16 protein-coding genes and 1 pseudogene are annotated in these 17,040 nt (G+C 71.8%); 12 read left to right on the forward strand and 5 right to left on the reverse strand.

From position 1 onward, the window contains the following. Positions 1-777, reverse strand: a pseudogene (locus FJM51_RS20005) (hypothetical protein); the annotation flags it as partial. A gap of 165 nt (positions 778-942) precedes the next feature. On the opposite strand from FJM51_RS20005, the gene FJM51_RS20010 reads away from it, so the two are divergent. The 4 genes from FJM51_RS20010 to trpE all read left to right on the forward strand — a co-directional run bounded on the left by FJM51_RS20010 (position 943) and on the right by trpE (position 6,397). Then, positions 943-1,644, forward strand: a complete 702-nt coding sequence (locus FJM51_RS20010) for an SIMPL domain-containing protein (protein ID WP_140455907.1) — start codon at positions 943-945, stop codon at positions 1,642-1,644. A 92-nt stretch (positions 1,645-1,736) separates the two neighbouring features. Beyond that, positions 1,737-2,969: an aminotransferase gene (locus tag FJM51_RS20015; protein ID WP_140455908.1), complete on the forward strand. Its 1,233-nt coding sequence runs from the start codon at positions 1,737-1,739 to the stop codon at positions 2,967-2,969. A 37-nt stretch (positions 2,970-3,006) separates the two neighbouring features. Continuing rightward, a complete protein-coding gene (locus FJM51_RS20020) occupies positions 3,007-4,875 on the forward strand; it encodes a peptidylprolyl isomerase (protein ID WP_140455909.1) in 1,869 nt (622 codons plus the stop codon). Positions 4,876-4,885: 10 nt separating this feature from the next. Continuing rightward, positions 4,886-6,397: an anthranilate synthase component I gene (gene trpE, locus FJM51_RS20025; protein WP_140455910.1), complete on the forward strand. Its 1,512-nt coding sequence runs from the start codon at positions 4,886-4,888 to the stop codon at positions 6,395-6,397. 152 nt (positions 6,398-6,549) lie between these two features. Here the strand turns inward: trpE and groL are convergent, their stop codons facing one another. The 3 genes from groL to FJM51_RS20040 all read right to left on the reverse strand — a co-directional run bounded on the left by groL (position 6,550) and on the right by FJM51_RS20040 (position 9,213). After that, positions 6,550-8,199, reverse strand: coding sequence for a chaperonin GroEL (gene groL / locus FJM51_RS20030; protein WP_140455911.1), 1,650 nt, complete (start codon positions 8,197-8,199; stop codon positions 6,550-6,552). 41 nt (positions 8,200-8,240) lie between these two features. Beyond that, the gene (groES, locus tag FJM51_RS20035) at positions 8,241-8,555 is read right to left on the reverse strand and encodes a co-chaperone GroES (RefSeq protein ID WP_140455912.1); all 315 of its coding nucleotides are present in this window, start codon (positions 8,553-8,555) and stop codon (positions 8,241-8,243) included. Positions 8,556-8,805: 250 nt separating this feature from the next. Then, positions 8,806-9,213, reverse strand: coding sequence for a GFA family protein (locus FJM51_RS20040; RefSeq protein WP_181164664.1), 408 nt, complete (start codon positions 9,211-9,213; stop codon positions 8,806-8,808). A 151-nt stretch (positions 9,214-9,364) separates the two neighbouring features. Between FJM51_RS20040 and FJM51_RS20045 the strand changes: the two genes are divergently transcribed. Continuing rightward, on the forward strand, positions 9,365-10,243 hold the full coding sequence (locus FJM51_RS20045) for a TIGR01459 family HAD-type hydrolase (protein WP_140455914.1): 879 nt from the start codon (positions 9,365-9,367) through the stop codon (positions 10,241-10,243). Between the two features lie 176 nt (positions 10,244-10,419). Beyond that, complete coding sequence (locus FJM51_RS20050; protein WP_140455915.1) at positions 10,420-11,682, forward strand: MFS transporter; 1,263 nt, start codon at positions 10,420-10,422, stop codon at positions 11,680-11,682. A 31-nt stretch (positions 11,683-11,713) separates the two neighbouring features. On the opposite strand, the gene FJM51_RS20055 is transcribed toward FJM51_RS20050, so the two are convergent. Then, complete coding sequence (locus FJM51_RS20055) at positions 11,714-12,544, reverse strand: sulfotransferase family 2 domain-containing protein (protein ID WP_140455916.1); 831 nt, start codon at positions 12,542-12,544, stop codon at positions 11,714-11,716. A 231-nt stretch (positions 12,545-12,775) separates the two neighbouring features. Between FJM51_RS20055 and FJM51_RS20060 the strand changes: the two genes are divergently transcribed. From FJM51_RS20060 to FJM51_RS20085, 6 genes are read left to right on the forward strand one after another with little or no spacing between them, the layout of a single operon-like run. Further along, entirely contained in the window at positions 12,776-13,231 is a 456-nt protein-coding gene (locus tag FJM51_RS20060; RefSeq protein ID WP_140455917.1) for a MaoC family dehydratase, read from the forward strand. Between the two features lie 39 nt (positions 13,232-13,270). Continuing rightward, positions 13,271-14,242: a bifunctional riboflavin kinase/FAD synthetase gene (locus FJM51_RS20065; RefSeq protein WP_140455918.1), complete on the forward strand. Its 972-nt coding sequence runs from the start codon at positions 13,271-13,273 to the stop codon at positions 14,240-14,242. 4 nt (positions 14,243-14,246) lie between these two features. Continuing rightward, positions 14,247-14,801 carry a GNAT family N-acetyltransferase gene (locus FJM51_RS20070; RefSeq protein ID WP_140455919.1) on the forward strand — a complete coding sequence of 185 codons (555 nt, stop codon included), beginning with the start codon at positions 14,247-14,249 and terminating at the stop codon, positions 14,799-14,801. Beyond that, on the forward strand, positions 14,798-15,352 hold the full coding sequence (locus FJM51_RS20075) for a GNAT family N-acetyltransferase (RefSeq protein ID WP_140455920.1): 555 nt from the start codon (positions 14,798-14,800) through the stop codon (positions 15,350-15,352). Before FJM51_RS20070 ends, FJM51_RS20075 begins: the two co-directional genes overlap by 4 nt. 47 nt (positions 15,353-15,399) lie before the next feature. Next, positions 15,400-15,891 (forward strand): YcgN family cysteine cluster protein, encoded by a 492-nt coding sequence (locus FJM51_RS20080; protein ID WP_140455921.1) that lies wholly within the window; start codon positions 15,400-15,402, stop codon positions 15,889-15,891. Continuing rightward, a complete protein-coding gene (locus tag FJM51_RS20085; protein WP_140455922.1) occupies positions 15,891-16,934 on the forward strand; it encodes a threonine aldolase family protein in 1,044 nt (347 codons plus the stop codon). Before FJM51_RS20080 ends, FJM51_RS20085 begins: the two co-directional genes overlap by 1 nt. The last annotated feature ends 106 nt before the right edge of the window (positions 16,935-17,040 follow it).

The raw sequence follows: 17,040 nt of genomic DNA on the forward strand, positions 1-17,040 counted from the left end.
CGGGCGGGGCGCGCGCGCCTCGGGCAGCGCGGCGGGCAGGCGCGGCGTCGGCGTGCCGAGTTGCGCGGCGGGCGCGGCCTGTTCGACCGGGGCGAGCGCCGCGAGGCGCGTCGGCGCGGCCCCGCGCGGCGCCATCCCGGCGACGAGCGCCACGGCGGCGCAGGCGAGGCCGAGCCCGGCGCAGGCGAGCATCGCGCCGCTCGGCGGCCAGCCGGGGAGGAACTCCGCCAGCCCCGACAGCGCCCGGCGCGGCGCGCCCAGGCGCCGGGCCAGCGCGGCGAGGTCGGGCGGCGCGGGCAGGATGCCGGCGGGAAGCCGCGGCGCCGCGGCGAAACCCGGAAAGGCCCCCGCCCCTGTGAAGCCGCCCGGGCGCAGCCCGTGGCGGCGCAGGAAGCCCCGCGCCTCGGCCAGCGTCGCGCGGTCGGCGGCGGCGACGGGAAGCTCCCCGGCCGGGGTCGGCGCGCCCGCGACGAGAACCAGCGCCCCGGGCGCGCGGCCGAGCGCGCGGGCGGCCATCGCGCGGGCGGCGGCCCGGCCTTCCCCCGCGGGGACCAGCCCGCGCCAGACCTCGCCCTCCGGCAGCGCGACGCGAAGCCGCCCCCCCGCGCGCGCGATCGCCACCGCGAGGGCGCGCAGCTGGTCGCCATAGCCCGGTTCGGAAAGGTCGATCTCGGTCGGCGCCTGGGCGCCGCCGCCCGGGGACTCCGCCACCACCGCGAGGATCGGATAGCCCAGCGTCAGCCGGAACACCGGCCGGCGCGACATCTCACTGCTCATTTCACCCCGATCTCTGTCGAGTATTGCCTGCACCGCCTTCAATCATAGCGAAAATCGCCCGCCCAAGCCAGCGTTACCTCCGCGCTCCCGCCGCTTTGACTTGCCAAGCCGGCCTCCCGGCGGCACCCAGTTCCGGACTGCGATCCGTGAAGAAGGATACCTCCGATGCGCCCCGTCCTGCTGGCCGCGTTGCTCGCCGCCCCCCTGCTCCCGCCGCTCGCCGCCGCCCCGGCGGTCGCGGAGAACGCGCCGCCCGCGCGGATCGTCACCGTCACCGGCTCGGGCCGGGTCAGCGCCGCGCCCGACATCGCGACGATCTCCGGCGGGGTCGAGACCCAGGCCCCGACCGCCGCCGGGGCGCTCTCGGCCAATTCCGAGGCGATGGGCCATGTGCTCGCCGCCCTCGAGGGGCTCGGCGTGGCGAAGGCCGACATCCAGACCACGCGGCTCAGCCTCGATCCGGTCTGGGACCAGCCCGAGAACGGCCGGGCGCCGGGCCGGATCACCGGCTACGAGGCCGGCAACATGGTGACGATCACGCTGCGCGACACCGCCCGGCTCGGCGCGGCGATCGATGCGATGAGCGCGGGCGGGGCGAACCGGATCTACGGGATCTCCTTCGACATCGCCGACCCGCGCGAGCAACTCGACAAGGCGCGCGAGACCGCCGTGAAGGATGCCCGCGCCAAGGCCGAGACGCTGGCGCGCAGCGCGGGCGTCGGGCTCGGCGAGGTGCTCACGATCGACGAGAGCGTCCGGGGCGGCGGCCCGGCGCCGATGCGCGCCCAGATGGAGGCCGCGCCCCCGGTCTCGGCCGGCTCCGTCGAGCTCGGGACCGACGTCACCATCACCTACGCGCTGCGCTGAGCATCCCCCGGAAGCCCCGCCTCCGGCCGCCCTTGCGCCCGGAGGCGGGGCTGGTAGTCTCGCGCGCCCGTGACAGCAGCCGGAGGCCCGCGATGTCCCCGTTCAGCCCGTTCATCCGCGCGACGACGCCGCCCCCGGTGATGGAGGCGCGCCGCTGGATCCAGGGCAAGACCTTCCCCGCCGACCGGCCGCTCATCAACCTGAGCCAGGCCGCGCCGATCGATCCGCCGCCCGAGGCGCTGCGCGCCCAGATGGCGCGGATGGTGGTGAACGAGCCCGACACCCATCTCTACGGCCCGGTCCTCGGCCTGCCCGCGCTCCGCGCCGAGATCGCGGGGCGCTGGAGCGCGGCCTATGGCGGCGAGATCGAGCCGGCCGACGTCGCGATCACCGGGGGCTGCAACATGGCCTTCTGCGCCGCGCTCGCCACGCTCGCGATCCCGGGCGACGCGATCCTGCTGCCGGTGCCCTGGTACTTCAACCACAAGATGTGGTGCGACACGGTCGGGATCGACGCGATCCCGCTGCCCTGCGACGCGCGGATGAACCCCGACATCGAGGCGGCGCGGCCGCTCATGTCGGGCCATGTGAAGGCGATCGTGCTCATCACGCCGAACAATCCCACGGGGGCGGAATATCCCGCCGGGCTCGTCGCCGCCTTCGCCGCGCTCGCCCGCGCGCATGGCGCGGCGCTGATCCTCGACGAGACCTACCGCGACTTCGACTCGCGCGAGACGCGGCCGCACAACCTCTTCGCCGATCCCGGCTGGCGGGACGTGCTGATCCACCTCTATTCCTTCTCCAAGGCCTTCCGCCTGACCGGCCACCGGACCGGCGCGATCATCACGAGCCCCGAACGGCTCGCCGAGGTCGAGAAGTTCATGGATTCGGTCGCGATCTGCGCGCCGACCCTCGGCCAGAAGGCGGCGCTCTGGGGGCTGCGCCATCTCGGCGACTGGGTGGCGGGCGAGCGGGCCGAGATCCTGCGCCGGCGCGAGGCGATCACGCGGGGGCTCGCGCGGCTGCCGGGCTGGAAACTGCTCGGGGCCGGCGCCTATTTCGCCTATGTCGAGCATCCCTTCGCGATGCGCTCGGACGAGCTCTGCCGCTTCCTCGTCGACGAGCAGTCGATCCTGACCCTGCCCGGCACGATGTTCTCGCCCGATCCGGAGGGGGCGCGCCAGATCCGGATCGCCTTCGCGAACGCCGATCCCGACGGGCTCGGCCGCGCGCTCGACCGGCTCGCGGAGCTCACCCACCGCCTGCCGCGCCGCGACGCCCCGCCGCTTGCCACGCCCCTTGCCTCCCCGGAGGCCAGCGCTTAAAGCCCGGGCCTGAAACCCGACTGTCCGGACGAGGGCCATGCTCGACTTCCTGCGCGCGAAACATTCCCGGATGCTGGTCTGGACGCTGCTCGTCCTGATCGTGGTCGGGCTCGCCGGCTTCGGCATCGGCAATACCGGCGCCTTCCGCTCCTCCGCCGTCGCGACCGTCGGCGATACCGAGATCTCGACCGACGATTACGCGCGCGCGATGCAGCAGGAGATGCGCGCGCTGACCCAGCGGCTCGGCCGCGGCCTCACCATGGCGGAGGCGCGGCAGTACGGGATCGACAACGTCGTGCTCGCCCGGCTCGTGAACGACGCCGCGCTCGACGAGGAGGCGCGCCGGCTCGGCGTCTCGGTCGGGGACGAGACCGTCGCCCGGCAGGTGCTCGACGTGCAGGCCTTCAAGGGGCCGGACGGCAAGTTCGACCGCGACACCTATGCCCGCGCGCTCGCGAATGTCGGCCTCATGCCCGCCCAGTTCGAGGCGCAGATCCGCCACGAGGTCTCGCGCGACCTGATCGCCTCGGCGGTCCAGGCCCCGGTCGCGGCGCCGGCCGCGGCGGCGAAGGTCCTGCTCGGCTATCTCGGCGAGAAGCGGAGCCTCACCTGGTTCCGCCTCGGCCCCGAGGCGCTCACCGAAGCGGTGCCAGAGCCCGACGACGCGGCGATCCAGGCCGAATACGACGCCCATCACGACGCCTATACCACGCCCGAGACGCGCCACGTCACCTACGCCGCGATCACGCCCGACGAACTCGCGCCCGCGATCGAGGTGCCCGAGAGCGATCTCAAGGCGATGTACGAGGCCGCTTCCGACCGGTTCAACACGCCCGAGACGCGGCTGATGGACCGGATCGGCTTCGGCACCGAGGACGAGGCGAAGGCGGCGAAGGCGCGGCTCGACAGTGGCGAGATCACCTTCGACGCGCTCGCCACCGAACGCGGCTTCTCGGCGAGCCAGATCGACCAGGGCGCCCTGCCCGCCTCCCGGCTCGACCCCGGCGCGCGCGCGGCGGTCTTCGGCCTCGCGGAGCCCGGCATCGTCGGCCCGGTGCCCTCGCCGCTCGGCCCCTCGATCTACCGCGTGAACGCGATCCTCGCCGGCAAGACCGTCCCCTTCGCCGAGGCCGAGCCGGACCTGCGGAAGGAGCGCGCGCTGAAGCTCGCCGCCGACCGGATCGCGAACGAGACCCCGCGGATCGACGACATGCTCGCCGGCGGCGCGACGCTCGAGGATCTCGCGAAGGAGACCGATCTCAGGCTCGGCACGATGGACGTGACCGCCGCTTCCTCCGAAGGGCTCGCCGCCGATCCGAAGTTCCACGACGCGGTCATGAACGGCGAGACCGGGATCGAGAGCGATCCCGTCTCGCTCGCCTCCGGCGGCGTCGCCTCCGTCCGGGTCGAGTCGGTGGACGCGCCCCGGCTCCGCCCGCTCGACGAGGTGCGCGATCAGGTGATCGCCGCCTGGAAGGCCGCGGAGGCCTCGCGCCGGCTCGTCGCCCTCGCACAGGGCTACGCCGACGAGGTGAAGGGCGGGCTCGCCTTCGACGCGCTCGCCACCCGCCTCGGCGAGACGCCCGAGACCGGCGGTCCGGTCACCCGCTCGGGCCCCCTGCCCGGCACGCCGGCGGCCTTCCTCCGCGACGGTTTCGCCGCCGACAAGGGCGGGGCCTTCGTCACGGCGGACGGCGCGGGCGTGCTGATCGGCGCGGTCACCGACGTCGCCCCCTTCGATTTCGCCGCCGAGGCGAACCGGGACGCCGTCGCCAACGCCGAGAACCAGCTGCGCGGCCAGGTGGCCGACGACGTGCTCGCCTCCTATACCAACGCGGTCCGCGACGCCGCCGGGGTCACGCTGAACCGGGCCCAGATGGACGCCGCGCTGAGCCGCATTCCGTAAAGACGAAACCATGCTCCTTCCCGCCTTCGAAGCCTTTTCCGAAGCCTACGAGCGCGGGGAGAACCAACTGGTCTGGACCCGGCTGGTCGCCGATCTCGACACGCCGGTCAGCCTGATGCTGAAACTGACCGAGGCGGGGCGCGACAGCTTCCTGCTCGAGAGCGTCACCGGCGGCGAGATCCGCGGCCGCTACTCGATCATGGGGATGAAGCCCGACCTGATCTGGGAATGCCGGGGCGGCGAGGCGCGGATCAACCGCTCCGCCCGTTTCGACCCCGACGGCTGGGAGGACGAGGCGAAGCCGCCGCTCGAAAGCCTGCGCGCGCTGATCGCCGAGAGCCGGATCGCGCTGCCCGAGGGGCTGCCGGCGATGTCCGCGGGGCTCTTCGGCTATCTCGGCTACGACATGGTGCGCCTCGTCGAGCATCTGCCCGACGTCAATCCCGATCCGCTCGACCTGCCCGACGCGGTGATGATGCGCCCCTCGGTCATCCTCGTCGTCGACGGGGTGAAGGGCGAGGTGACGATCATCAGCCCGGCCTGGGCGACCTCCGGCCTCTCGGCCCGCGCGGCCTATGCCCGCGCGGCGGAGCGGGTGATGGACGCGGTGCGCGACCTCGACCGGATCCCGGCCAACGCCCGCGACATCGGCTCCGGCGACGCGCCCCCGGCCGAGCCGGTCTCGAACACGACCCCGGCCGAGTACCGCGCCATCGTCGAGCGGGCGAAGGACTACATCCGCGCCGGCGACATCTTCCAGGTGGTGCCGAGCCAGCGCTGGGCGCAGCCGTTCCGGCTGCCGCCCTTCGCGCTCTACCGCGCGCTCCGGCGCACGAATCCAAGCCCCTACATGTTCTACTTCAACTTCGGCGGCTTCCAGGTGATCGGCGCGAGCCCCGAGATCCTCGTGCGCGTCAAGGACGGCACGGTGACGATCCGCCCGATCGCCGGCACCCGCCGCCGCGGCGCCACGCCCGAGGAGGATCAGGCGCTGGAGGCCGAGCTTCTCGCCGATCCGAAGGAACGCGCGGAGCATCTGATGCTGCTCGACCTCGGCCGCAACGACGTCGGCCGCGTGGCGAAGGTCGGCACGGTCGACCCGAACGAGCAGTTCATCATCGAGCGCTACAGCCACGTGATGCACATCGTCTCGAACGTGAACGGCGCGCTGGCCGAGGATCAGGACGCGCTCTCCGCCCTGCTCGCGGGCCTGCCCGCGGGGACGGTCTCGGGCGCGCCGAAGGTCCGGGCGATGCAGATCATCGACGAGCTCGAGACCGAGAAGCGCGGCGTCTACGGCGGCGGCGTGGGCTATTTCTCCGCCGGCGGCGACATGGACATCTGCATCGCGCTCCGCACCGCGGTGGTGAAGGACGGCACGCTCTACGTCCAGGCCGGCGGCGGCGTCGTCTACGACAGCGACCCGGAGGCGGAGCTGCAGGAATCGGTCAACAAGTCGAAGGCGCTGATGCAGGCCGCCCGCGACGCCCATCTCTTCGTCGGGACGCGCTCGGGCAACTGAGCGCCGCTTCCTCCGCAAAGGGCCGCGCACCCGCCGGTGCGCGGCCCTTCTTCATGCGCGAAGCCGCCGCGCCCCGGCCTTGGCCCCGGAACGAAAACGGGGAGCCCGAAGGCTCCCCGTTCCCTGTCTTTCCGAAGCGGAAGGACGGATGATCACATCATCCCGTCCATGCCGCCCATGCCGCCCATGCCGCCCGGCATGCCACCGGCCGCGCCCTTCGGCTCCGGCTTCTCGGCGATCATCGCCTCGGTGGTGATGAGCAGGCCGGCGACCGAGGCAGCGTCCTGAAGCGCGGTGCGAACGACCTTGGCCGGGTCGATCACGCCGAACTTGAACATGTCGCCATATTCCTCGGTCTGCGCGTTGAAGCCGTAGGCCGCGTCGTTCGACTCGACGATCTTGCCCGCGACCACGGCGCCGTCGACGCCCGCGTTCTCGGCGATCTGGCGCAGCGGCGCCTGAAGCGCGCGGCGGACGATCGCGATACCGGCGTTCTGGTCGCTGTTGGCGCCTTCCATGCCCTCGAGCTTCTTCGAGGCCTGGACGAGGGCGACACCACCGCCGACGACGACGCCTTCCTGCACCGCGGCGCGGGTGGCGTTCAGCGCGTCATCGACGCGGTCCTTGCGCTCCTTCACCTCGACCTCGGAGGCACCGCCGACGCGGATCACCGCGACGCCGCCCGCGAGCTTGGCGAGACGCTCCTGCAGCTTCTCCTTGTCGTAGTCCGAGGTGGTTTCCTCGATCTGCTGACGGATCTGCGCGACGCGCGCCTCGATCTCGGCCTTTTCGCCGAAACCGTCGACGATCGTGGTCTCGTCCTTGGTGATGGAGACCTTGCGGGCCTTGCCGAGCATGTCGAGGCCGACATTCTCGAGCTTCATGCCGAGGTCTTCCGAGATCACCTGGCCGCCGGTCAGGATCGCGATGTCCTGCAGCATGGCCTTGCGACGGTCACCGAAGCCCGGCGCCTTGACGGCGGCGATCTTCAGGCCACCGCGAAGCTTGTTCACGACGAGGGTCGCGAGGGCTTCGCCGTCCACGTCCTCGGCGATGATCAGCAGCGGCTTGCCCGACTGGATCACGGCCTCGAGCAGCGGAACCATCGGCTGCAGCGACGAGAGCTTCTTCTCGTGCAGCAGGATGAGCGCGTCCTCGAGCTCGGCGATCATCTTGTCGGCGTTGGTGATGAAGTAGGGCGAGAGGTAGCCGCGGTCGAACTGCATGCCCTCGACGACCTCGGTCTCGGTCTCGAAGCCCTTGTTCTCCTCGACGGTGATGACACCCTCGTTGCCGACCTTCTGCATCGCATCGGCGATCTGGCGGCCGATCTCGACCTCGCCGTTCGCGGAGATGGTGCCGACCTGGGCGACCTCGTCCGAGCCGGAGACGGTGCGGGCCTGGCCCTTGATCGCCTCGACGACGGTGGTGACCGCGAGGTCGATGCCGCGCTTCAGATCCATCGGGTTCATGCCGGCGGCGACGGACTTCATGCCCTCGCGCACGATCGCCTGGGCGAGAACGGTGGCGGTGGTGGTGCCGTCGCCCGCCTCGTCATTGGTGCGCGAAGCGACTTCGCGGACCATCTGGGCGCCCATGTTCTCGAACTTGTCCTCGAGTTCGATTTCCTTGGCGACGGTCACGCCGTCCTTCGTGATGCGCGGCGCGCCGAAGGACTTGTCGATGACGACGTTGCGGCCCTTGGGCCCGAGCGTCACCTTCACCGCGTCGGCGAGGATGTCGACACCCTTCAGCATCCGGTTGCGGGCGTCGGTATTGAACTTTACCTGTTTGGCGGCCATGCGGCTGCTCCTTGTCTATCCTGGAATGACGGGAGGGGTGATCAGGCGGCCTTGGCCGACGACTTGCCCGCGGTGATGATGCCGAGGATGTCGCTTTCCTTCATGATCAGAAGGTCTTCGCCATCGACCTTGACCTCGGTCCCGGACCACTTGCCGAACAGGATGCGGTCGCCGGCCTTCACGGCCATCGGGATGAGCTCGCCCGAATCCTTGCGGGCACCCTCGCCAACGGCGACGACTTCGCCCTCGGAGGGCTTCTCCTTGGCGGTGTCGGGGATGATGAGACCGCCCTTGGTCTTCTCTTCGCCCTCGATCCGCTTGACGAGAACACGGTCGTGCAGGGGGGTGAATTGCATGGAAATCGCTCCTTCGAGTCTGCGTTCCAAAACTTCGCGGCGGCTTGGCCGGCCCCGGGGGGACGGCCGGTCGTTAGCACTTGCCACCGATGAGTGCTAACCGCGCGGCATAGGTAGGAGCCACGCCCCGGCCCTGTCAAGTGCCCCGCGTCGCGGTTTCGGAAGAACGGCGGACGAATTTTCGGAAGGGGGCGGAGCGGCGGTGTCCCGCCCCGCCCCGGATGCGCTCGGCGTCTCCGCGCGGCGGGGATCAGCCGCCCCCGCCGCCGCCGCGCTCGTGCTGCTCCAGCCGCGGATTGGCCGGGTTCCAGCTCAGCCGTTCCTCGAGCCAGATCTCGGCCCGGGGCGGGAACAGCTCGGGGTCGTCGAGCGAGGCGAGCGTCACGTCGATCGTCTCGGCGCCGTTCTGGTAGGTGAGCGTCGTCCCGCAGCGGCCGCAGAAGCCGCGCGTCACGCCGGGGGAGGATTCGTGGAGTGTAAGCGCGCCATGCTCGATCCGGAAGGATTCCGCGGGCTCGGTCAGCCAGCCGACGCTCTCCGCCCCGGTCGCGCGCCGGCAGGAGTCGCAATGGCAGACCTCGCTGAAGAGCGGCTCCGCGCCGAGGCTGTAGCGGACCGCGTTGCACTGGCATCCGCCCGTCACCGGATAGCTTGTCATGGAGGCCTCCTTCTTCCATCGGAACGACGCCCGGGCCGGCGATCCCCGCGCCCGGCGCGCGCTTCGCCTTTGCGCGCCGGGCGGCGATCGGGTAGGCCAGCCTCGGGCGACCTTACCGCCCGAGCATCGGCCGCGGAGCAGCGAGACATCCATGACCCAGATCATCCAGTCGCTCGACGATATCGCGGGGCGGTATCAGGTCCTCTACTGCGACCTCTGGGGCTGCCTGCACGACGGCGTGACGGTCTTTCCGGCGGCGGCGGCGGCGCTCGCGAAGTTCCGCGCCGGCGGCGGCGCCGTGGTGCTGCTCACCAATTCGCCCCGCCCCGCGGCCCAGGTCGCGGCCCAGATCCGCGCGCTCGGCGCGCCGGACGGCAGCTACGACCTCATCGTCTCCTCCGGCGACGCGGCCCAGCACGCGCTCGCGATTGGCATGGTCGGCCGCCGCGTCTATCACATCGGCCCGGCGCGCGACCTGTCCTTCTTCGCCGATGCGAAGGGCGTGCCCTTCGACGTGGAGCGCGTGCCGCTCGAGGAGGCGGAGGGAATCGTCTGCACCGGCCTCTTCGACGACCGGACCGAGACGCCGGCCGACTACCGCGCGACGCTGCTCTACGGCAAGACGAAGGGGATGAAGCTGCTCTGCGCCAATCCCGACATCATGGTCGATGTCGGGGACCAGCGCATCTACTGCGCCGGGGCGATCGCGCAGGCCTACACGGAGATGGGCGGCGAGAGCTTCTATTTCGGCAAGCCCTATCCGCCGATCTACGCGCTGGCCCGGCGCCGGCTCGCGGAGATCGGCGCGGACGACATTCCGCCGGAGGGCATCCTCTGCCTCGGCGACGGGCTCGCGACCGACATCGCCGGCGCGATGGGCGAGGATCTCGATTCGCTCTTCATCGCCGGCGGCCTGCTCGCCGAGGAAACCGGGACGAGCCCCGCGGGCGGCCCGGATCCCGAGAAGCTGGAGGCGGTGCTGCGCGCCGCGAAGCTCTCCCCGCCGCTTGCGATGGCCTATCTGCGCTGAGGGGGGGGCGCGGGGCCGCGCCGGTGAACCCTCCCCGCGCCGCGGGCGGATGAGGAATGACGCCGCGGCGCGGGCGCGTGTCGCAAAACGCCGCGCTCATGACGCCGCGGAGCCAGCCAGATCCGCCCGCCACTGTTCTCCTGTCCCGGCCGCGCACCAACGGAAAGGGCGTCCGGATGATCACTGTGCTGTTCGGGGTCTGGGCGCTGCTTGTCGGGATCGTGCTCATCATGCTCGGCAACGGCATGCATTTCACGCTGATCGGCCTGCGCGGGGCGATCGAAGGATTCTCGTCCTTCGAACTCGCCGTCATCACCTCGGGCTATTTCATGGGCTTCCTGTCGGGGGCGCGTCTCACGCCGCTGATGATCCAGCGCGTCGGGCACGTGCGCGTCTTCGCCGCGCTGGGCAGCTTCATGTCGGCGGCGCTGATCGCGTTTCCGTTGCTGACCGAGCCCTGGGCATGGATCCTGCTGCGCCTGCTGGTGGGGTTCTGCATGTCGGGCGTCTACGTCGCCGCCGAAAGCTGGCTGAACGCCGCCTCGACCAACGAGACGCGCGGCAAGGTGCTGTCGGCCTACATGATCGCGCAGACGCTCGGAATCATAGGAGCGCAGGGGCTGCTGACGCTGGGCGACGCCGGCACCTCGGCGCTGTTCATCGGCGCCTCGATCCTCGTGTCGGTGTCGTTCGCGCCGATTCTGCTCTCGGTCATCCCGGCCCCCGCGGTCGAGGTCGCCCGGCCCATGTCGCTGCGCGGCCTGCTGGCGGCCTCCCCGCTCGGGACCGTGGGGATCTTCCTGCTGGGCGGCGCCTATGCCACGCAGTCGGGAATGGGCGCGGTGTTCGGAACGCAGATCGGCATGTCGGCGTCCCGGATCGCCCTGTTCGTCGCGATGCTCTTCGCGGGCGCGCTGGCGCTGCAGTATCCGATCGGCTGGCTGTCCGACCGCGTGGACCGGCGCCGGCTGATCCTCGGCGCCGCCACGCTGGGCGCGGTGGCCTGCGCCCTCGGCGGGATCGCCGGGAGCGGCCCCGGCCTGCTGGCGGCGGCGTTTCTCGCCGGCGGGGTGACGACCCCGCTCTACGCGCTGTTGCTGGCCTATGCCAACGACGCGCTGCCCGTCGCGGACATGCCGGCGGCCTCCGGTGGCCTGGTCTTCACCTTCGGGCTCGGCGCCATCGCCGGGCCGATGGTGACGGGATGGGCCATGCAGGTCTTCGGCCCCTACGCGTTCTGGCCGGTGCTGGCCTGCATCTTCGCCCTCATGTCGCTCTACGCGCTCTACCGCGTGACCCGGGCCTCGGCTCCGCGGGGGGAGCATGTGGAGAGCTATCCGGGGATCCTGCCGACCGCCTCCGCCGTCGCGGTCGAGGCCGCGGGAACCTGGGCCGCGGAGCGAGCCGAGGCCGACCGCGAAACCGAGGCCGCGCCGTGACCACGCCGGGTCCGGAGGCGCGAGCGCGCCCCTAGTACGGCAGCGCCGCGTAATCGGCGGCGTAGATCTCGCGGATCCGGGCGCGGGTCTCGTCGGTGAGGAAGGCCGCCTTCGGCGGGAAGGCGCCGTTCTCCGCGCGCCAGGCGGCGATCTCGGAGGCGGGCGCCTCCGTCAGGGGCGGCCGGCCCTCCCAGGAGATCCGCGCCGAGGGGGCGGACTGCATCCGCTCCCCGAAGATGTCGAGATGCGCGCGCCCGATCCGGTCGCCGATCGCGGCGAAATCCTCCGCGATCCGCTCGAGCCGGACCCAGGCGTCGATCCGGTGCCCTTCGAGCACATAGGTCTGCCGGCGCCAGTGCGGGTTGCACTCGGCGTCCTCCACCCGGGCGAGGTAGTCGAGGAAGCGCGCGAAGGTGATCTCGCCGCCCCCGGCCTGGTCGACCACGGCGCGCACCCAGGGGCGCCCGGCGTCCTCGCCGCAGAACTTGTCGAGATAGGCGCTGACGAGCCGCGATTCCGGATCGCGCACCACGGCGAAGCGGAAGAAGTCCTCCGTCGCCCCGGAGGCAAGCGCCGGGACGCAGTAGTTGGCGCGGTAATAGTTCGTCATGCGCCGGAGCGCCTCGCCGTCGCGCAGCGCCGGCCCCCGCGGGGTCAGCCGGCGGCCCCGGAGCAGCTGGCGCGCCGCGAAGCGCGGGCCGAAGGCCGAGGCGAGCCGCCAGGGCCGCCGCTCCAGCCCCGCCATGTCGAGATTGGTGAAGAACCAGCTCTTGAGCGTCGTCCCGCCGCATTTCGCATTGGTGAAGAGCACGAACCGGCTCAGCGGATCGATCAGCGGCTCGGGGCTTCTGACGGGTTTCATCGTCGGTCTCGCTCCAGTCTCCGAAGGTCGGGCGGCCCCCGGGCCGCGCTCGCGCCCGCGTGATAGCCGGTCCCGGCCGGGGCTGCCAATCGCGAAATAAGGGCGAAACAAAGTTACGACCTATGGCGGGATTTTCATCAGAATGTTGCGCATGCATATTGCACCTGCCCGCCGGCCGAGCCATGTTGCAGCGCCGCGACATGACCGGGAGCCCCAGTGGTGGAGAGAGAGATGTTGGACACGCGCGAGCACAACCTGCCGGTCGGCACGATCTGCGTCGAGGATCTCGAGATCGGGATGACCCGCTCGCTTTCCAAGACCATCACCGACCATGAGATCGAGCTCTTCGCCGAGGTCTCCTCCGACCACAACCCGGTGCATCTCGACGACGCCTATGCGCGCGACACGATCTTCCAGGGCCGGATCGCGCATGGCATGCTGACGGCGGGGCTCATCTCCGCCGTGATCGGCGAGCAGCTGCCGGGCCACGGCACGGTCTATCTCGGCCAGACGCTCCGCTTCATGGCCCCGGTCCGGCCCGGCGACCGGGTCGAGGCCGAGGTCACGGTTCTGACAATCGACCATGCGAAGCGCCGGGTCACGCTTGATTGCCGCTGCCGCGTGGGCGATACGGTCGTGCTGAAGGGCGAGGCGACGGTTCTGGCGCCGAGCCGCAAGTTCGACTGACGGATCCGGCCGCCGCCGGCCGATCCGGCGAAAGGGGTCATGCGACGACATTGCGACTATCGCGGCCTCGCGGCCGGGGATCGCGGCGCGGCCGCGGCCATCGGAAATTTCGACGGGCTGCATCTCGGCCACCAGTCGGTGCTGGCGCTGGCCCGCGCCGCCGCCGCCGAGATCGGCGCCCCCTTCGGCGTCATCACCTTCGAGCCGCATCCGCGCGCCTTCTTCGACCCCGACGCGCCGCCCTTCCGGATCATGAGCGCCGAGGCGCGCGCGCACCGGCTCGAGAAGCTCGGCGTCGAGCAGCTCTATGAGCTCCCCTTCGACGCGGCCCTGGCCGGGCTCGAGGCGGAGGAATTCATCTCCCGCGTGCTCGGCGCGGCGCTCGGCCTGCGCCACCTCGTCGCCGGGGCCGACTTCCGCTTCGGCCGCGGCCGGCGCGGCGACGTCGCGATGCTGCGCGCGCTCGGGCCCTCCGCCGGTTTCGGCGTCACGGTCGCGCCACTCGTGCGCGACGCCGAGGGCGATTTCTCCTCCTCCGCGATCCGCGCCGCCCTCGCCGAGGGCCGGCCGGAGGACGCGGCGCGGATGCTCGGCCACTGGCACCGGATCGAGGGCGCGGTGGTCCATGGCGACAAGCGCGGCCGCGACTTCGGCTTTCCGACCGCCAACATCTGGCTCGAACCGCTGAACCTGCCGAAATTCGGCGTCTACGCCGCGACGGTCGACGTGCTGACCGGCCCCCATCGCGGCCGCTATCCCGCCGCCGCCTCGCTCGGCGTCCGGCCGATGTTCGACGGCAAGCGGCCGAATCTGGAAGCCTATCTGCTCGATTTCTCCGGCGACCTCTACGGCGCGGAGCTTTCCGTCGCGCTCGTCTCCTATCTCCGCCCCGAACTGCGCTTCGACGGGATCGAGGGGCTCGTCGCGCAGATGTGGGAGGACGTGGCCGAGACCCGCCGCCGTCTCGCCGAGGCGGGCCAGCCGCTGGCCGCCGCGCCGCTTCCCGGCTGAGACCATGGCGCTCGAGACGCACCGGCTGATCCTGCGCCCCTGGGAGGCGCGCGACGCGGCGCCCTTCGCGGCGATGAACGCCGATCCGGAGGTGATGCGCCACTTCCCGAAGCCGCTCGACCGCGAGCGGAGCGACGCGCTCATGGCCCGGATCGAAACGCAGCGCCAACGCGACGGCTACGGGATCGAGGCGGTGGAGCGGCGCGCCGACGGCGCCTTCCTCGGCATGGTCGGCATCTCGCATATCGACGACATGCCGGGAACGCCGGTCCATGGCATGGTCGAGGCCGCCTGGCGGCTCGCGCGCTCCGCCTGGGGCCAGGGCTACGCGACCGAGGCGGCCAGCGCGGCGATCACCCGCGGCTTCGCCACGCTCGGCATCGACGCGGTCGTGGCCTTCACCGCGCGGCCGAACCTGCGCTCGCAGGCGGTGATGACGCGGCTCGGCATGGTGCGGGCGCCGGAGCTCGACTTCGAGCATCCCGGCGTGCCGGAGGGCAGCCCGCTCCGGCCGCATGTCTCCTTCCGGGTCACGCGGGAGGCGTGGGGCCGGCGATGAGGATCGAGACGGAGCGGCTGATCCTGCGCCCGTTCGAGGAGCGCGACCGCGCGGATTTCGCCGCGCTCGTCACCGATCCGGCGGTCACGGGCGCGCCGGCGCCGGTGATCCCGCGGGAGGACTGCCAGGCGCTCTTCGACTTCTACCTCGCCTGCTGGCGGGAGGAGGATCTCGCCTATGGCGCGATCGAGCGGCGCGGCGACGGGACCTTCCTCGGCATGGCGGGCCTCGCGCTCTTCGACGCCGGTCCGGCCGCACCCCGGCTCTGCGAGATCGGCTGGGCGCTCTGTCCGCGCCACCGGGGCGCGGGCTACGCGGTGGAGGCGGCGCGGGGCTGGCTCGACCACGGATTCCGCGTGCTCGGGCTCGAACGGATCGTCGCGCTCACCTGGGCCGGCAATCCGGATTCGCTGCGCGTGATCGGCCGCCTCGGCTTCGCGCCCGATCCGGGCTTCGTCCATCCCGACGGCGAGGCCCCCGCCGACCGGCTCGCCTTCGCGATGACCGCGGGGCGCTGGACCGCCGTTTCCGCCGGCCGCGCGGCGAGTTGATCGCAATGGCCCTTCCCCAGCGCCGCGCCCGGCGGCATTCTCCGCGGATGAAACGCCAAGATCCCGCCCCGGCCGACCCGATCGACCGCTCCGGCCTGCGCCCCGAATTCTGGCGCCGCTTCCCGCTCGAGGAACTGACCCGGCGCGAATGGGAGGCGCTCTGCGACGGCTGCGGCAAATGCTGCCTGCTGAAGCTCGAGGACGAGGATACCGGCGAGGTCGTCTATACCTCGGTCGCCTGCCGGCTGCTCGACCTCGGGACCTGCCGTTGCGGCAACTACCCGCTCCGCCGCCAGCTGGTGGCCGGCTGCGTGGTGATGAACCGCGACAATCTCGAGGAGATCATCGACTGGATGCCGCGGAGCTGCGCCTACCGGCTGCTCCACGACGGCCACGATCTCGAGGACTGGCACCCGCTGATCACCGGCGACCCGGAATCGACGCACCGGGCCGGGATCTCGCTCCGGGGGCGGATGACGGCGGAATACGATGTCGACGAGGATGACCTCGAAGATCATGTCATCGAGGATCAGTGCTGATGTGGTTCACCTCCGACAACGCGGGTCCGGCGCATCCGGCCGTGCTCGAAGCGGTCGCGCGCGCGAACGAGGGCTTCACGCCCGGCTATGGCGGCGAGGCGGCGATGGCGCGGGTGACGGCGCGGATCCGCGAGATCTTCGAGGCGCCGGAGGCGATGGTCCATCTCGTCGGCACCGGCACGGCGGCGAACGCCCTCGCCCTCGCCTGCCTCGTCCGGCCCTGGGAGACGGTGTTCTGCCACCATGAGGCGCATGTCGAGGTGGACGAATGCGCCGCGCCCGAATTCTTCGCCGATGGCGCGAAGCTGACGACGCTGCCCGGCGCGCACGGCCGGATCGAGCCGGCGGCGCTTTCGGACGCGATCTCCGCCCGGCGCGGGGTCGAGAACGTCGCCGCCGGCGCGCTCAGCCTCACCAACGCGACCGAGGCCGGCACGCTCTACACGCCCGGGGCGGTGCGCGAACTGACCGGCGTCGCCAGGGCGGCGGGCCTGCCCTGCCACATGGACGGCGCGCGTTTCGCCAACGCCCTCGCCGCGCTCGGCTGCTCGCCCGCCGATCTCACCTGGCGCGCGGGGATCGACGTGCTCTGCCTCGGCGGCACCAAGAACGGCTGCCTCGGCGTCGAGGCGGTGGTGTTCTTCGACCCGGCCCGGGGCGCGGAATTCGAGCGGCGGCGCAAGCGCGGCGGCCATCTCTTTTCCAAGCACCGCTTCCTCGCGGCGCAGATGGAGGCCTATCTCGAAGGCGGCCTCTGGCTCGATCTCGCCGCCCGCGCCAACGCCGCCGCCCGGCTCCTCGCCGAGGGGCTGGCCGGGATCGCGGGGGCGCGGCTGCTTCATCCCTGCGAGGCGAACGCGGTCTTCGTCGCCCTGCCCCGGGCGCGGCTGCGCGCCGCCGAGGCCAAGGGCGCGCGCTTCTACCTCTGGGATCCGCGCGACACGCTCGACGGGCCGGACGAGGATCCCGTCGCCGCGCGCTTCGTCTGCGACTGGAGCAAGACCGGCGCGGAGGTCGCGGCGCTGCTCGCCGCGCTCGGCTGAGGCGCGGAACGCCCCGGGGCCTCACGCGGGCACGGGATGGACCGGGCCGAATCGGGGACTTTGCAACGCGCCGCCGCTTTGATACGGGAATGCCTGACAGATGCCG

This window comes from Amaricoccus solimangrovi (assembly GCF_006385685.1).
GTDB lineage: Bacteria > Pseudomonadota > Alphaproteobacteria > Rhodobacterales > Rhodobacteraceae > Amaricoccus > Amaricoccus solimangrovi.

What these genes read in the sequence shown, in the direction of transcription:
- FJM51_RS20010 (WP_140455907.1), top strand. Translation starts at nt 943, where the DNA reads ATGCGCCCCGTCCTGCTGGCCGCGTTGCTCGCCGCCCCCCTGCTCCCG.
- FJM51_RS20015 (WP_140455908.1), top strand. Translation starts at nt 1,737, where the DNA reads ATGTCCCCGTTCAGCCCGTTCATCCGCGCGACGACGCCGCCCCCGGTG.
- FJM51_RS20020 (WP_140455909.1), top strand. Translation starts at nt 3,007, where the DNA reads ATGCTCGACTTCCTGCGCGCGAAACATTCCCGGATGCTGGTCTGGACG.
- trpE (WP_140455910.1), top strand. Translation starts at nt 4,886, where the DNA reads ATGCTCCTTCCCGCCTTCGAAGCCTTTTCCGAAGCCTACGAGCGCGGG.
- groL (WP_140455911.1), bottom strand. Translation starts at nt 8,199, where the DNA reads ATGGCCGCCAAACAGGTAAAGTTCAATACCGACGCCCGCAACCGGATG.
- groES (WP_140455912.1), bottom strand. Translation starts at nt 8,555, where the DNA reads ATGCAATTCACCCCCCTGCACGACCGTGTTCTCGTCAAGCGGATCGAG.
- FJM51_RS20040 (WP_181164664.1), bottom strand. Translation starts at nt 9,213, where the DNA reads ATGACAAGCTATCCGGTGACGGGCGGATGCCAGTGCAACGCGGTCCGC.
- FJM51_RS20045 (WP_140455914.1), top strand. Translation starts at nt 9,365, where the DNA reads ATGACCCAGATCATCCAGTCGCTCGACGATATCGCGGGGCGGTATCAG.
- FJM51_RS20050 (WP_140455915.1), top strand. Translation starts at nt 10,420, where the DNA reads ATGATCACTGTGCTGTTCGGGGTCTGGGCGCTGCTTGTCGGGATCGTG.
- FJM51_RS20055 (WP_140455916.1), bottom strand. Translation starts at nt 12,544, where the DNA reads ATGAAACCCGTCAGAAGCCCCGAGCCGCTGATCGATCCGCTGAGCCGG.
- FJM51_RS20060 (WP_140455917.1), top strand. Translation starts at nt 12,776, where the DNA reads ATGTTGGACACGCGCGAGCACAACCTGCCGGTCGGCACGATCTGCGTC.
- FJM51_RS20065 (WP_140455918.1), top strand. Translation starts at nt 13,271, where the DNA reads ATGCGACGACATTGCGACTATCGCGGCCTCGCGGCCGGGGATCGCGGC.
- FJM51_RS20070 (WP_140455919.1), top strand. Translation starts at nt 14,247, where the DNA reads ATGGCGCTCGAGACGCACCGGCTGATCCTGCGCCCCTGGGAGGCGCGC.
- FJM51_RS20075 (WP_140455920.1), top strand. Translation starts at nt 14,798, where the DNA reads ATGAGGATCGAGACGGAGCGGCTGATCCTGCGCCCGTTCGAGGAGCGC.
- FJM51_RS20080 (WP_140455921.1), top strand. Translation starts at nt 15,400, where the DNA reads ATGAAACGCCAAGATCCCGCCCCGGCCGACCCGATCGACCGCTCCGGC.
- FJM51_RS20085 (WP_140455922.1), top strand. Translation starts at nt 15,891, where the DNA reads ATGTGGTTCACCTCCGACAACGCGGGTCCGGCGCATCCGGCCGTGCTC.